The organism is Campylobacter jejuni (assembly GCF_001457695.1).
GTDB classification, from domain to species: Bacteria; Campylobacterota; Campylobacteria; order Campylobacterales; family Campylobacteraceae; genus Campylobacter_D; species Campylobacter_D jejuni.
On the sequence record NZ_LN831025.1, the window covers coordinates 938179 to 952984 of the forward strand.

General features: G+C 26.4%; 20 protein-coding genes, 1 tRNA gene and 2 pseudogenes. 15 read left to right on the forward strand and 8 right to left on the reverse strand.

From position 1 onward, the window contains the following. The first annotated feature begins 12 nt into the window (after nt 1–12). From tgt to AT682_RS10005, 7 genes and pseudogenes are all read left to right on the forward strand, one after another. The gene (gene tgt / locus AT682_RS04880) at nt 13–1134 is read left to right on the forward strand and encodes a tRNA guanosine(34) transglycosylase Tgt (RefSeq protein ID WP_002883020.1); all 1122 of its coding nucleotides are present in this window, start codon (nt 13–15) and stop codon (nt 1132–1134) included. 1 nt (nt 1135) lies between these two features. Beyond that, nucleotides 1136–1903 (forward strand): magnesium transporter CorA family protein, encoded by a 768-nt coding sequence (locus AT682_RS04885; RefSeq protein WP_002883022.1) that lies wholly within the window; start codon nt 1136–1138, stop codon nt 1901–1903. A 52-nt stretch (nt 1904–1955) separates the two neighbouring features. Beyond that, nucleotides 1956–2032: transfer RNA gene (locus tag AT682_RS04890), tRNA-Arg, on the forward strand. Nucleotides 2033–2367: 335 nt separating this feature from the next. Beyond that, a pseudogene (locus tag AT682_RS09800) lies at nt 2368–2412 on the forward strand (hypothetical protein); the annotation flags it as partial. An 18-nt stretch (nt 2413–2430) separates the two neighbouring features. Beyond that, entirely contained in the window at nt 2431–2727 is a 297-nt protein-coding gene (locus AT682_RS09805) for a tyrosine-type recombinase/integrase (RefSeq protein WP_002882488.1), read from the forward strand. Nucleotides 2728–2768: 41 nt separating this feature from the next. Further along, complete coding sequence (locus AT682_RS09810) at nt 2769–3395, forward strand: tyrosine-type recombinase/integrase (RefSeq protein WP_002882487.1); 627 nt, start codon at nt 2769–2771, stop codon at nt 3393–3395. Beyond that, a pseudogene (locus AT682_RS10005) lies at nt 3392–3769 on the forward strand (hypothetical protein). Before AT682_RS09810 ends, AT682_RS10005 begins: the two are co-directional and overlap by 4 nt. Before the next feature lie 42 nt (nt 3770–3811). On the opposite strand, the gene AT682_RS04900 reads toward AT682_RS10005, so the two are convergent. Then, nucleotides 3812–4750 (reverse strand): tyrosine-type recombinase/integrase, encoded by a 939-nt coding sequence (locus AT682_RS04900; RefSeq protein WP_002882485.1) that lies wholly within the window; start codon nt 4748–4750, stop codon nt 3812–3814. Nucleotides 4751–4909: 159 nt separating this feature from the next. Here AT682_RS04900 and AT682_RS04905 point away from each other — a divergent pair, with 159 nt between their 5' ends. After that, nucleotides 4910–5140, forward strand: a complete 231-nt coding sequence (locus tag AT682_RS04905) for a hypothetical protein (RefSeq protein ID WP_002834760.1) — start codon at nt 4910–4912, stop codon at nt 5138–5140. An 11-nt stretch (nt 5141–5151) separates the two neighbouring features. Then, nucleotides 5152–5376: a hypothetical protein gene (locus AT682_RS04910; RefSeq protein WP_002884009.1), complete on the forward strand. Its 225-nt coding sequence runs from the start codon at nt 5152–5154 to the stop codon at nt 5374–5376. A gap of 8 nt (nt 5377–5384) precedes the next feature. Here the strand turns inward: AT682_RS04910 and AT682_RS04915 are convergent, their stop codons facing one another. From AT682_RS04915 to AT682_RS09815, 3 genes are all read right to left on the reverse strand, one after another. Then, nucleotides 5385–5630: a hypothetical protein gene (locus AT682_RS04915; protein ID WP_016818169.1), complete on the reverse strand. Its 246-nt coding sequence runs from the start codon at nt 5628–5630 to the stop codon at nt 5385–5387. A gap of 190 nt (nt 5631–5820) precedes the next feature. Then, nucleotides 5821–5964 (reverse strand): hypothetical protein, encoded by a 144-nt coding sequence (locus tag AT682_RS09545; RefSeq protein WP_002883096.1) that lies wholly within the window; start codon nt 5962–5964, stop codon nt 5821–5823. A gap of 43 nt (nt 5965–6007) precedes the next feature. Continuing rightward, on the reverse strand, nt 6008–6142 hold the full coding sequence (locus AT682_RS09815; RefSeq protein WP_002883097.1) for a hypothetical protein: 135 nt from the start codon (nt 6140–6142) through the stop codon (nt 6008–6010). A 694-nt stretch (nt 6143–6836) separates the two neighbouring features. On the opposite strand from AT682_RS09815, the gene AT682_RS04920 reads away from it, so the two are divergent. Then, nucleotides 6837–7184: a hypothetical protein gene (locus tag AT682_RS04920; RefSeq protein WP_002883098.1), complete on the forward strand. Its 348-nt coding sequence runs from the start codon at nt 6837–6839 to the stop codon at nt 7182–7184. A gap of 648 nt (nt 7185–7832) precedes the next feature. On the opposite strand, the gene AT682_RS09820 is transcribed toward AT682_RS04920, so the two are convergent. From AT682_RS09820 to AT682_RS09555, 4 genes are read right to left on the reverse strand one after another with little or no spacing between them, the layout of a single operon-like run. Further along, entirely contained in the window at nt 7833–7982 is a 150-nt protein-coding gene (locus AT682_RS09820) for a hypothetical protein (RefSeq protein ID WP_016818168.1), read from the reverse strand. A 55-nt stretch (nt 7983–8037) separates the two neighbouring features. After that, nucleotides 8038–8328, reverse strand: a complete 291-nt coding sequence (locus AT682_RS04930; protein ID WP_002883101.1) for a hypothetical protein — start codon at nt 8326–8328, stop codon at nt 8038–8040. Nucleotides 8329–8362: 34 nt separating this feature from the next. Beyond that, nucleotides 8363–8497 (reverse strand): helix-turn-helix transcriptional regulator, encoded by a 135-nt coding sequence (locus AT682_RS04935; RefSeq protein WP_002813602.1) that lies wholly within the window; start codon nt 8495–8497, stop codon nt 8363–8365. Nucleotides 8498–8544: 47 nt separating this feature from the next. Beyond that, complete coding sequence (locus tag AT682_RS09555) at nt 8545–8706, reverse strand: hypothetical protein (RefSeq protein WP_002883106.1); 162 nt, start codon at nt 8704–8706, stop codon at nt 8545–8547. A gap of 994 nt (nt 8707–9700) precedes the next feature. Between AT682_RS09555 and AT682_RS09825 the strand changes: the two genes are divergently transcribed. From AT682_RS09825 to AT682_RS04955, 5 genes are all read left to right on the forward strand, one after another. Next, nucleotides 9701–10378 carry a Y-family DNA polymerase gene (locus AT682_RS09825; RefSeq protein ID WP_224397708.1) on the forward strand — a complete coding sequence of 226 codons (678 nt, stop codon included), beginning with the start codon at nt 9701–9703 and terminating at the stop codon, nt 10376–10378. A gap of 63 nt (nt 10379–10441) precedes the next feature. Then, on the forward strand, nt 10442–10945 hold the full coding sequence (locus AT682_RS09830) for a DinB/UmuC family translesion DNA polymerase (RefSeq protein WP_107702118.1): 504 nt from the start codon (nt 10442–10444) through the stop codon (nt 10943–10945). Nucleotides 10946–11127: 182 nt separating this feature from the next. After that, on the forward strand, nt 11128–11319 hold the full coding sequence (locus AT682_RS04945; RefSeq protein ID WP_002883107.1) for a hypothetical protein: 192 nt from the start codon (nt 11128–11130) through the stop codon (nt 11317–11319). 907 nt (nt 11320–12226) lie between these two features. Further along, nucleotides 12227–12658, forward strand: coding sequence for a TNF domain-containing protein (locus AT682_RS04950; RefSeq protein WP_002883811.1), 432 nt, complete (start codon nt 12227–12229; stop codon nt 12656–12658). Nucleotides 12659–13670: 1012 nt separating this feature from the next. Beyond that, nucleotides 13671–14678 carry a DUF3825 domain-containing protein gene (locus AT682_RS04955; protein WP_002883804.1) on the forward strand — a complete coding sequence of 336 codons (1008 nt, stop codon included), beginning with the start codon at nt 13671–13673 and terminating at the stop codon, nt 14676–14678. Nucleotides 14679–14806 lie beyond the last annotated feature (128 nt).

The following is a 14806-nucleotide window of genomic DNA, read 5'->3' on the forward strand; positions in this document are numbered from 1 at the left end:
AAATTATAACAAATGGAATTTAAATTAAAGCATAAAGATGGAATGGCAAGGGTTTGTGAAATCACTACCGCACACAGCACTTTTTTAACCCCTGTTTTTATGCCTGTTGGCACAGTAGGAGCGGTTAAAAGTCTTGATGCTAATGATATGAAAAATGAGCTTGATGCAAAAATTATTTTAGCAAATACCTATCACATGTACTTGCGTCCAACTTCCAAAGTGGTAAAAGATTTTGGAGGTTTACATGGATTTACGAAATTTGATAGAAGTTTTTTAACCGATAGTGGTGGTTTTCAAGCTTTTTCTTTAAGTAAAAATTCCAAACATTTTAATGAAGGCATAGAATTTAAAAGTCACATTGATGGAAGTCGTCATCTTTTTACTCCAAAAAGTGTTTTAGATACCCAATATGATTTTAACTCTGATATTATGATGATTTTAGATGATTTAGTAGCCCTACCTGCAACCAAAGAAAGGGTTAAAATTTCTGTTGATCGCACTATACTTTGGGCAAAAGAGGCTATTACTTATCATAAAAATATGCAAAATAAAGGTATAGGTATAGGGCAAAATATTTTTGGTATTATCCAAGGTGGTACAGATTATGAAGAAAGAAAGCGTTGTACTTTAAGTTTAAACGAAATGCCATTTGATGGTTTAGCTATAGGTGGGCTTAGCGTGGGTGAAGAAAACGCCTTGATGTATGAAACAGTGCAAAACTTAAACCCTTATCTAGATGAAAATCGTCCAAGATATTTAATGGGCGTAGGAACGCCTGAAGATTTAGTAGAAAATGTTGAGCGAGGGGTAGATATGTTTGATTGCGTGATGCCAACTAGAAATGCAAGAAATGGAACATTTTTCACAAGTTTTGGAAAATTTAATATCAAAAAAGCAGAATTTATCAACGATCATGAAGCCATAGATCCTACTTGCTCATGTTATACTTGTCGTAATTTTTCAAGGGGTTATTTAAACCATCTTTTTAAAGCTAAAGAACTTACTTTTTTTCGTTTGGCAAGTTTACACAATCTACATTATTATCTTGAACTTGCAAGAAAGATGCGTGAAGCAATTTTAAACAATTCTTTTACGCAATTTAAAAGAAATTTTTATCACTTAAGAGGCAAATAAAATGCTAGAGCTACACGAAAATCTAAAAAAAATCATGCAAGCAAAGAATTTAGAAACTTTCTATAGTGAAATTTATGGACAAAAAATTTTTGTTTATGTGGGATTAAATTTGGAAACTTGGCTTTTTAACGATGAAAAAATTTATAAACTTCAAGATGAAGAATTTAAGCTTTCTAGCATAGAAGAATTTTCAAATTTTATTAAATCCATTTTAGAAGATTTTAAAGTACAAAATACTCATTTTCAAAACCTTTTAGAACACAAAGAAAGTATTATCTTAAAAGGTGGTTTTGTTAAAAATTTTTACAAAAAATCCTTTGTGTTAAGACAAAAAATCAACAAAAATCTAAAGCAAATTAATCTTCTAAGCGAAGCTTTTAATCTTTTGCTTAGTGAACAAGCACAATACAAAAAACATTTAAAAATTTTAAATTTATCCATCGGCATCTTAAGTAAAAACACCAAAGAACATCTAGCAAGAGTTGATACTCTTTATACATTAACAAGTGCAATTAAAAATGAAAAAATGAATAAAAGTATTTATCTTTTAAGTATACTTTCTTCTATTTTCTTACCTTTAAATTTGATCGTAGGATTTTTTGGAATGAATACTAATAATCTTTTTTTCAAAGATAGCCCTTATGGTACACTTTATATTTTTTCTTTGATTTGCTGTATTTTGATTGTGGGTTTTATATTTTATCATTCAAAAAAGACCAAAGAATTTGATTTAGATGAAGGTAAAAAAGCTAAAAAACAAACAAAATAAGCAAAATTTTGCTTATTTTAAGAATATTTATATATAATTTTAACTTATTTTTGCGCTCATAGCTCAGCTGGATAGAGCATTTGATTGCGGTTCAAAAGGCCAGAGGTTCAAATCCTCTTGAGCGCACCATCACTTCTTTTCTTAAATAATCTAAAGCATGATATAGCAATGTTTGAAAGCTTCTCAAATAATCTCAAATAATCAATTTTGACAATTTTAAAAGTATATGTTATAGTATATGTTAAATTTTAAAATTCAAAAATAACATATACTTTTTAACATAGGAATATTAAAAATGATTATTGTTAATGATAAGCAACTTAAAACTTTAATTGTAAAAAAAGAACATATATTAAAGATGCATACACAAAAAATCTCTACATCGAAGCAAAAGATTCGCTAAAAGGTACTATTATCTTTTTTATTTTAGATATAGGCTAAACAAAAAAATACAAAGTATTAAAATAGGAAAATACCCAACAACCACACTGTCAAGTGCAAGAGAAAAAGCAAATATTTTTAATAATATGTTAACTGAAAAAATTGATCCCAAGGAACAAATTCAAAAAGAAGATATAAAAAAATCAAAAACCCTAAAAGAAGTTTTTAAAGAGTGGGTTGAAAATTTTTATAAAGAAAAATCTAATTATAATACTCCACATAGAGTAGATATCCATATTATCTCAAAACTAGGAGATAAAGATATTACAACCTTAACAAGACAGGATATTATTGCAATATATGATAAACTACAAGCAGAGGGAAAGCTTGAAACTATAAAAAGATTTCTCAAGCCTTTAAAAGAATTATACTGTATGCCATAAATAAAGAATATATAGAAAATAGCAATATTTTAACTTTAGACGTGAAAGCTCTTTACGGCTCCCCTAAAAAACAAAATCTTAGAGCTATTACAAAAGAAGAAAGATTTAAGGAGTTGCTATTAGCAATAGAAAATTATAATGGAAATATATTCACAAAAGTAGCCTTGCAAATCAGCCCATATTTGTTTTTAAGAAGTGCTAATATCAGAAATTTAGAATGGAGTGAAATAGATTTCAAAAACTTAAAAATAATTATACCTCCAAACAAAATGAAAGGGGGTGAAGATTTTATTATACCACTAAATAAGAGCGTAATCAAGTTGTTTGAATTTATCAAACCTTTTTCATTCCACAATTCAAAATATGTTTTTCCAAGTGATATAAGCAAATCCAAAACTATGAGTGAAAACACATTAAATCAAGCCATCAAAAGATTAGGCTTTGGCGATGAAATGGTTTTTCATGGTTTTAGAACAACAGCTTCAACCTTGCTTTATGAGTTTAAAAATTTGCATGGACAAGATAGCGAAGTTATAGAGTTATGCTTAGATCATCGAGAAAGAAATAATGTTAAAGCTACTTATAATAGAAGCTTAAGACTAAATGATAGAAAACTCTTAATGCAATATTGGAGTGATTATATCGACAAATTAAAAGGAATAATATGAAAAACAAATATTTAAAAGAAGCATTCACTCGGCGGGGGGGGGGTTGAGTTTTTTGAAAATAAAGAAAATAGAGAAAAACTCATAAAAACCCTAATAATACACTTAAATTCTTATTTAGAGGCTGAAAATAATCTACAAAAAATCAAGATTTTAGTCAAAATATATCAAAATTTACAAAAATGTAGCCGAACTCCTGATCTTATTGATATAGAAGAACTTGAATTTAACAAAGAAGACATTTTCGAAGAATTGTTTTATGCTTTAGGCGGTTTAGGAGGTATGTATTCCGTAGAAATAATACAATCTAGAATGCAAATTTCATCAAAATACTTGGCGGAGAACCTAAACTTTTATTAGAAAGATTCACAGCATAGACTTCAAAAAGAAGTCTATGTAAATAATCAATTTTAGAAAAATTAACTATTCAATAACGCAGCTTTTACTGTATCATTTGTTGCTTTGGCATATATAGTAGTAGTATTTAGATTTGCATGTCTTAGAATTTTTTGTATGACCACAAGATTTGTTCCTTTAGCTGTTAATCTCATGGCTAAAGTGTGTCTAAGCAAATGAAGTCCTTTTTTGCTGATCAAAGCTTTAGCGTAAATATTATTTACAATCAAAAAAGCATTACTTCTATTTAAATGTTTTCCTGTGCTAGTTTGCATTATGTAATCACTATCTTGGATATTTTCTTTAAAATATTCAAGCTCATCATCTACTTCTTCTTTTTTAATAAATGCAAATTGTTCTTTACCGCCCTTGCCTATTATGGATATTTTTAATATTTCATCATCAACCTCTTCAAAATCACAAAGTTTTACATTTAAAGCTTCAGAAATTCTAAGTCCTCCATAAAGCATAAGTTTTATCAGCAAAGAGTTTCTAAAACTATTGTAAACTTCTTTTTTTGCTTTTTCTTTCTCTAAAACATTATTTAGCCTTATAATTTCATTTTCATTAAGATAATTTAATTTTTCTTCTGATTTTTCTGTTCTAAATCTAATTTTCTTCATATCAAAGGAAAAAACAAACAAATCATCATTATTATCGCTTATAAAAGAAAAAAAGCTAGTTAATACTCTCAAATAAGTTATTTTTGTTTTTTTTGATAGTTTATTGCCATTTTTTGAATTATTTTCTAAATAATTAAGAAAATTGACTAAAAAAGTCGTTTTTATATCGTTTATTTGCATTTCATCTTGATAATCTAAAGAATATTCTACAAATTCTAGTAAAATACGCCTATAAAGTAAAAAAGTATTATTTGAATAGGATAATGCTTGAATATGTTTCAAATAAGCTTCTATCCAACGCTCTAAATCTTCACTTATTGTAGTATTTTTAAGTTTCATTTTATTTATATCCTTTTTTTATAACATAATTAAATATTATGTTATATATTTTAAATTATATCATAAAAATATTTATATTTTTGCATTATTTGTATATTTATACAATTTTTTATTAATATTATGGTATAATTTATATATTTTAACAAATAAAGGATAAAAATGGAAAAAAATACAATAAATAATGAAAATATTCAAAAAAATGAAATATTAATTCCAAAAAGAGTATTATTTGATGAAAAAACATTAAAAATGATAGAAATGATGATTCCTGCTTACAAGGATGAAATTTCTAATGTAGCTAAAGAAAATGAGAAAATTAATCAAATGATTAAGCTTGCTATAGAAAAAATGTTTAAAAATGATTTTTTGAATAAAATAAATAATTTTTAATTAGGTTTTTTATGAATAATGTTTTGTTGCACAGAATAACTAAGAAAGGAAACATTCGCTATTATAGCATAGAAATTATTGCCACTCTATTTGAGGAATATATGGTTGAGAGAGTTTACAGAAATGTGCGTTTAAAAGTTGCACAGGAAGAAAAAATAATGTATTTCCAAGTTTTAATGAGGCACAAATTTTTTGAGAAGTTAAAGAAACAAAAAATGAAAAAAGAGTATACGTAAGTTTTTGCTCAAAAAATAAGAAAAAACATTGATAAAATAGGCTTTTGAGATAAGTCTATTTTATCAAAATTTTTAAAAGTTTCATGCTCTCCATTTTTCATTTCTTCTAAAGCCTTTTTCATAGAACTTTGTTTTTTCTCTTCTGGAGTATCACATTCTAACAAACAATAAGTAGCTTTTAGGCTTTTAGCTAAACTCTCAAAAACAGGTAAAAAATCCTTATCAAATCCACTAATTTCAATTTTTATAGCCATTTATATCCTTTCTTATATAATTTTTATTTTTATTATACCATAAAGGATTTTGTTGTAAAATTGGAAAAAACTTTTTTTATATATAAAATTACATAAATAAGACAATCAAAATACAATACAAAAGATTAAAGAATATAGTAAAAACGGTTTTTTAAAAAAACTAATATAAAATATATGGCTAATTATATAATTAATCCTCCTCTAAACCATCATTAATTCCTGCTTCTGCAAGTTCAAGCTGTTCTTTTTGATGCACTTTATCATCTTTAAAGGCTTCAAAACTTTTTTCCCATAAAACCTTTCTTTGCTCTATATATTCATGATCTTTACACATATTAATCCTTTTTATTTATCAGGTTTAAACCACTATCTAAAATTTATTTTTGCATTACACCTTTAAGATGATCAAAACGATTTAAAGCTTGCATATTGCTAACTCTAAGCAATCTTATTTTATCATCTTTTTTATAAAACACTTTAAAAACTTCATCACTTTGTTTGTGTTTTACCATATCATCTAAAGTAGGACTATCTATGAATTCATATTCTTTGGTAAAATCTTCATTTAAAACATCGAATAAATCTTGTTTATAAGCATTTGATGAATGGGGATCGCAAGAATGAACATCAATAATATAATCTTATATATTTTTTTGCATAGCAATCCTTTAAAAAATAGTATAAATTTTTATTTTTAGAATGACTTAAAATCTTTTTTAATTTTTATAAATATTAAGGATATTATTTTTTTATATTATGTTGATGATCTTTTTTATCAAAGTCATAAAATGTAACAAATATGGCTACGGCTATTGCAAAAGCTAAAATAATATATTGTCCTAATGAATGAGATAAATCCATATTGTTTCCTTTGTAATATGTTATTTTAACATATAAATTATAACAAAAAAAGAAAAAAATAAAATGAAAATAATAAGAAATTGATTTTTTATTATTTATTATAATAATCTTATTTGAGTACTTTAAAAAGCTTAGAATATAAAGTGTTGTGATATAGCTTTTAAAAAGAAGAATAAAAACAAAGAAGCAAAAAATACCCTTATAAAAATTATTAATTATATTCACTAACCATAGATGTAATAAAAAATATTGAGTAAAATATAATCAAAACAAATTTCTATTTATTTTTATAAAAACTGCATTTTTAAATTTGCTATGTTATAATTAAAAAAAGGTTGTATAAATATGAAAAATTATTATATTTCAGAAGGTGTAAAAGCTTTATTTTCTATCTATTTTAAAGATCAAACTGAAGAAAATTTCATTAAAGCTCTTAACGAATTTGCTAAAGAAAGCCAAATAAATTCTCAAGAAATAAAAGACAAATCTTTTAGAGAATTTAAAGAAGCCATTTCTAAATTACCAACTATAGATCTTTTGAATGCTAGATTTGATAAGCTTGAAAACAAACTAGATAGTTTTAAAAGAGAAGTTAGAACATATGTAATTATTCTTGCTGCTTTAATGTTTATTTTACAGCCTACAATTTTTGATTTAATTTTGTCTATCTTTAAATCATTTCTAAGACAATAAGGTTTTTAACTTTTACTTTCGTTAGTGTGTTTATCATTGAGATAATGAGCTACTAAAACCAATGTGCCAAAACGAGAGTGATAGCACCAATTAAAATAGCTATATTATAACCATCCATTTTTTCTCCTTTTTTCAAAAAAAGTTCAATCTTTAAGAAAGATTGATGATAATGCAACTACCGTTAAAATTAGCAAACTTTCGATGAGAATAATAAAAGCTCTACTATCGCCTGTATTTATAAACAATCCTATGCCAATAGATTCCATGAATCTTAAGATTGCTTTTGTGGGTATTTTTGTAAATATTACTATTTTTTTGAAAAAATCTTTCTTTTTTCTCCTTATCTTATAACAAAAAAATGCTAAAAGTCAAGGGATAAAATATCCCACCTTAGGGTTAAGTTACACTAGATTGTTTCTAGTGCGAGAGTATTATTTTTTAAGTGTTCTACCATAAAGTCCATTATTGCCCAAACACTTGAAATTATAGTGGCAATGCTAACAACACAAGCTCCTATAAGCCAATAGATTCCTTGTTGCTTTAATAAACTTACCGATAGTTTGATTTCGGCTTCAAGTCTTTTAATCTCAGATTGGAATAAATCCTTGCTAACCAACTCATTTCTTATTTGCTCAATGGCTTCTTGCTTTAAATTCTCAAAATTAAGCCTTTGCGTTGTTGCTCTATCATTAGCAAATTCTTCAAAAGCTTGAATGAGTTTTTAGCTTGATCAGTATCTGAAAAAATACTTTCCAATAATGCTTTAAAGCTCTCATTGAGTGTAATTTCTTTTTTCATGTCATATCCTTGCATGCTTAACTCCTAAATTATAACATATTTTTCATGTGCGTTCTTAGGTTACATTTCCAATTTGCTTCCACCATGTTTTTTTCTCAGAGTGAAATCTATAACCTAATTGCTTGATTTTTTCATTTAAACCATAGGTATTTCCTACAATCCAATAATAACCATCTTCATTTTTCACTTCGAGTCCCAAAGATAACAAAACTTGTCTTTCATCTTCGCTAAAAGTTGTAGCGTTTGATTGTGAAAAGTTTTGTGAGAAATCAACTTTCTTTTTGTTTTCATGAGTATTGTTTTGGCAAGCTTCAATATCGATAACAATATCGCTAGTTTCAGTCATTCCAACACCCATTTCTTCAGCAGAATATAATCCACTAAGTTGGAATTTTACCACTAGCCCAAGTATTTATTGTAGAAGCAGAGACATCTAATTGTCTTCCTAATTCAGTTTGAGTAATGTTTAACTCTTTACACACTTCTTTAATAATATTTTCTTTCTCTTCTGTCATGCTAATCCTTTATTTTAGATTAATATTTTTTAGTAATAATTTTTTCATTACTTTTCAGAAATGAAAGGATTTGGCTCATTTTTTGAGTTTCCCTGTCTTAGTGCAGGGCTTATTATATTTTCTACTATTTTATTTTTAATCATTTCAAAATATTCGTCATTGATTTTTCCTATGTAAGTTTTTATCCTTGTAGTATCAAAAACTCTCATTTGTCCTAAAAGTGCAACTTGTAAAGCGCCTTTATTGTCCTTAAATTTGTGAAATAAAAAGCCTTTTTTTGTTTTTAGTCTTAGAACTTAAAGGTACGCCTAAAATGTGCCATTATAAAAACTATTTATTACCAAAACAGGACGCGTAAAAAACTCATTTTTACCATAAACTTCAGCACCGATATTTAAACCAATGCTAAGCCAATAAATCTTTTTTACTAACTTTTCTGATTAATTTTACTTTGTTTAAGCTCTTTTTTCGTTCGTTCCAGCTGTCAAATTGCACTTCATTCATTTTATTCCTTTATATCTTTTGGCATAATGCTATGTATTACTGTAAGCAGAAGTTTCATCTTTAAATATTTCTTTTCTATATTTTTCTAAGTTTTTTCATTGTTTCTCCTGTCTTTTTAAAAATTAATTCTCGATTTGTTTTTCAACTAATTTTCTCTTTCTTTTTTTAATTTATTGGTATTTTGGTTTATGATTTATACAAAAAGCAAGATCCTTATTATAACAGTTCCATTTTTTTAAATAGCGAAAAATGAAAGGAGTGATAAAGATTTTGAGATTTTTCCATATATAAAATAAGGCAGATTTTTATTTTATCAATAGCAATTATTATTAAAAAAATAGCAGAAAATTTCATTTGCCTATATTAATGTAACTTTTTATTACAATCAGCATTTTCAAAAAACTTTATCATTATTTCAGCTTAAATTTTATCATTTAAAATTAAACTTGATATAAATCTTTTCGTATACTTTGCTCGCTCGATTTAAATATATAAAAGCATAATATTGAATAACCTCTTTTAATACTATGTAATTTTAAACAAGGCATGGTTTTTGATAAAATTTTTAGATGAAAAAATCTACAAGCTTGATTGTTTTATTGATTAATTCCAAAACAAGAACTAAAAATTAACAATCTTAGTCTATTAAAATTCTTTTTATACAATTAAAAAATAATTATTATATACAAATGTGAAAATATGGATAATACGCAAAAATATGCAGCTATAGATCTTAAGTCATTTTATGTTTCTGTTGAATGCATTTTAAGAAAATTAGATCCTCTAAATACCAATCTTGTAGTTGCGGATGAAAGCAGAACTGAAAAAACAATATGTCTTGCGGTATCTCCCGCATTAAGATCTTATAATATATCAGGCAGATTAAGACTATTTGAACTAATACAAAAAGTAAAAACAATCAATTGCGAGCGCTTAAAAATTGCTAAATATTTCAGTGCAAAATCATACAATCATCTTGAACTAATAAATAATCCCAATTTAGAGCTTGATTACATTGTCGCAAAACCTAGGATGTCAACATATATAGACTATAGTTCTAAAATCTACAGTATTTATTTAAAGTATTTTGATCCAAAAGACATTCATATTTACTCCATTGATGAAGTATTTATTGATTTAACTCCTTATATCAAACATTATAAGCTATCTGCTGACAAACTCATTGAAAACATATTATTTGAAATTTTAAAAACAACTCAAATAACAGCAACTGCGGGAATAGGAACAAATCTTTACTTAGCAAAAATTGCAATGGATATATTAGCCAAAAAACAAAATATTAATAAAGATGGACTTTGCATAGGGTATTTGGATGAAATGCTTTATAGAAGAAAATATGGCAACACACGCCCATAAATGATTTTTGGCGTATAGGCCAAAGGATATGTAATAAAACTAAAAAGCATAGGCATTAACAATATGGGAGATTTAGCAAGATACTCTCTTAATAACGAGGATAAACTTTATCAAATTTTTGGAGTAAATGCTGAGTTATTAATCGATCATGCTTGGGGGTTTGAAAGCTGTACAATGCAAGCCATTAAAGAATATAAAAGCAAACATATCTCTAAGGTAATGGCTAAGGTTTTGCCTAAGCCTTATAGTTTTAAAAAAGCTAGAGATATACTTAAAGAAATCGTCAATCGTATGGTTCTTGAGCTAATTGAGCAAAATTTAACATGCAATCAAATCGTTTTAGATGTACAATATGATAAAGAAAGCTTAGAAAAGGTACAAAGCTACAATGATCCAATGAGCAAAGATTCCTATGGAAGATCTACAATCAATTTGGATTACCACAGCTCTTCCTTAGAAACTATTTGCAATAAAGGTTTAGAATTGTTTGATTTAATAGTTAATGCTGATTTTTTAATTAGAAAAATAAGTCTTGCTCTTAATAATGTTGTAAAAAATACACGATAAAAAAATTAAAGAACCCAGTCTTTTTACTGACTTAGAACAGAAGGAAAATAAAAATTTTATAAAAGAAGAGAAATTACAAAAAGCTAGACTCGCGATTGTTCACAAATATGGAAAAAAATCTATTTTTAAAGCCTCGAGTCTTGAAAATGGCTTAAAAATTAATTCGCAAATAGGAGGACACAATGCCTAATAACCACGATGATATTATTAATATTAAATACAAAAAATCTACAAAATATCCTCTTATGCCATTAGAAAAAAGAGTGGCACAGTTTGCTCCATTTTCAGTGCTTAAAGGATTTGATGAAGCAATTGAAAAAAAGAAAAAAGAATTGGAAAGAAAGCTTGAAAAGTCTATCCATATAAACGAGTAATCATGTTTTTATGAGAAAAAATATTTTAGATATAAAAATCAATTAAAAACAAGTGAAAAAATAAGTATTTTTTTAATAGTGTATTTTTTATACCACTTTTATCTCTATATATTTTAGACTTAAAATAAAATTAATTAAAATTAGTATTAAAATTTTATCTTTTTTTCTGTGAATTTTCATATAAAAAATATTGTTTTTTAAATGATTTAAAAAAACAAAAAATTATCTTGTACTTTTCACGAGCAAAAATTCAAAGAGAAAATTACAGCAAAACTATATTTATTTTGATTTATTTTTTTGTTTTTTTATCTATCATTTTTTATTTTTATTTTTATTTTTATTTTTATTTTTATTTTTTTACCTATCTTTACTCTAAAATTTTTGTAAATTTTTCAATTAAAAAATACTCCAAATCCAAACCCACGAAAAGACAAAAAATAGTTTTAATTAAGCATTAAAAAGTCTAGCCTTTAGCAAGGGCATTTTTATACCTAACCTAAAGTAAAGAATACCTATTTTTAGGGACTTTATAGCATAGCTTATTGCGATTTGTCTTTTTTTTAATATTGCACCTAAAAAATTTTTGTACCCAACATTCATTAACTTCGTTAATAATATTGCCATTTTTATACCCAAGCTAAACCGTTTTCACCCCCCCCCCTTTTTTTTAAATAGAAAAGCTTTCTTCTCGCCCTTTATCACCTCATTTATTCCCCCTTCTTTATCCGCTACATTTCATTGAATAATTTTCATCATTTATTGCCTCATTCTTTCTCTCATTTACTCCCTATCTTTGCCACTTTTTAAACATATTTCTAGCATAAACTTTCTCTGATATATAAAAAACCCAAGTTAAATAAAAATACGGTTTAATTTCATAAAGCACTAAAACCACAGGAGAAAACTTATGTCTAAAACTAATACACGCCCAAGCGAAAAAAATAAAATGCACAAAGCCATAGAAACTTGGTTTACCAAAATATACCTAAACAAAATAATCCACAAAGAGAAAAACGACAAATTATTTGTCAATATAACTAGCTGTCTAGCATTCATACTCTCAATCTATGGCAAAACAGATGAAAACAAAAGCAAAATGACACCTGCTGTTATTGCTCATATTAACACCACTAAAAACACTTTCACCGCCAAACTAAAAAGAGTAAAAAACCATAAAAGCATTATCGATTTACAAGCCAAATACCCAAAGCTTGATATAGTTTCAGCCTATCAGTTTCTAATACTCAAAGACAAATTCAAAATTACCAAATCAGGAATCCAAGATTTTGAAATACTAATCGATATTCTTTCAAAAAACGCCCAAAAATCAAAAAAATAACCCTAAAACGAAAACCCATTAAAAAAATCATTTTAGCCTTTTAAAGGCTAATTCTGTCATTTTAAACCCTATATCCATTCAAGATACCCACTTGCAATCAAAAAAACACAAAAAACCTACAAAAATCGCAACACAAAACAAAAACCACAGCCCATTTCAAAACTGCAAAGCATTTTTGAAAATTCGCAAGAACTTCTAAAATAAGCCCTAGCTCTCATATTATCGCTATAAATCAAGCACAATCAAAAATACACGCCATGAAGAAAATTTTGCAGTTTTTAGCTCTAAAGTCTATTTTTGCCAAAAATCTTACACAATAACTCGATTATCAATAATGCTTAAAAACCTACAAAATAGATATTTTAAAAGCTTTTTACAAATCGCAAAATGTCGGTAAAACATTAGCATAATTTGCCTACAACAATAAGCTTTAAACGCCTATATTTAGGCTATATTATTGCATTATGTCCATTGGCTCAACTTTTTACATTTTTTTCAAAAAAGCAAAAGAGCCTAAAAATAAGGGTTTTAGCATAATAAGCCCTGAATATTGATATTTTATTTTTTATTACACTTTTTAGTATATTTTTTCAACAATAAAAATTAAATTAATATTAAAAAAACCCTATAAAATAGTATTTTAAATAAACTCTTTTTTGTAGTTAAGTTGTAATAAAGTTGCACTCAAGTTATAGTAAAAATAACATTAACTACATATTAACTACACTTTTACTTCAAAAAACATGCAAATTTTCACATTTTTGTAGTTAAAGTGTAATAAAGTTGAACTCAAATTGTAGTAAAAGTGTAGTGAAGTTGAAATAAAAATTACATATTGCTTGAAAACAACTTGTAATATATGTATTTTATTTAGTTGATTTGTAATTAACTCGCAACAACTTATATTTTAACTCCAACAGGAAAAGTAATAGGCACTCCTATTGAAGGAGCGGTTGATTCTGACATACTTTTTGGACTATTGAAAGGTTTAGAAGACAATTAGGTTTTTAGCGTGGAAAAAAACATAGAAAAATTAATTTTAGAAGCCTATGAAGATAGTAAAACTAAATTTAACCATGTTACTACAGGACATATCAGTCAATATTTGAAAAGAAAATATGATTTAAAAATCAATTGTAGTAAGGCATTAATAGAAGCAGGCTTTGATCTTGAAAAAGATGAAAACGAACCTTCTTTAGTTTATGTTAAAAAAGCTACCACAAGAAACAAGACTTCAAATCGTGATCAAATTCAAAACAAAGTTGAAGAGAAACCTTTGTTGTTTCAATTTGCCTATTTTCCAAATTTTCTAAATACACTCCAAGAGCTTTCTAATATAGCTCAAAAAGAATTTTGGGGAAACGGAAATAATATTTTATTTTCTTATCTATTTAAATATTTTGAGTTCATTTACGAAAATAAAAGCTATCCTGATATTATTACTTATAATAAAGACAAAACAAAGGCATGTTTCAATACAGGTTTGTATAGTACAGGTGTTTTTCCAATATTTGCATACTTTGAAAAGCAGGAAAATGGAGGATACATTTTTAGAAAATTTTGTTCTAATGGAGATAGAGTTTTAGATGATTTAGAAATACCTAAATCTTTAAGCGATTATGATACATTCAAAAATGAAATCATTTTTGATAGTAAATTAGATTTTAGAGTAAATCATTTGCATCTTTTTGAGAGAAAAGAGCGATTACCTGAAATTGTGAAAAAACTAAATGATAGGTTCATAGGACACATTATTAATGGTGAATTGAAAATCATCAAAGATAATTATAATCTTCAAAAGATGATTATTCCTGCAGCTTATAAGCAAAGGGTAGTTTTATACATTCCTTTGAAACTTCAAGAAGAATCAGTTGATACGATAGTTGTAGTTGAAAAAGAGGAGGTAAAAAACGAGCAGTATTACGCTGTGAGAACTATACTAAATCCGCATGATAATATTTACAAAACCGCAAGAGTTCTTTCGATAGTTGAATCTGAATGGGTTAAAAACACCATTTGAAAGTGAAAACATTGATAAAATAGGCTTTTGAGATAAGTCTATTTTACCATATAAACAATTAAGAATAGGCTAAAACAAAATTTTTGTAAAATAAAACAATACAAGATAATAAAAATTCATTTAAAAAT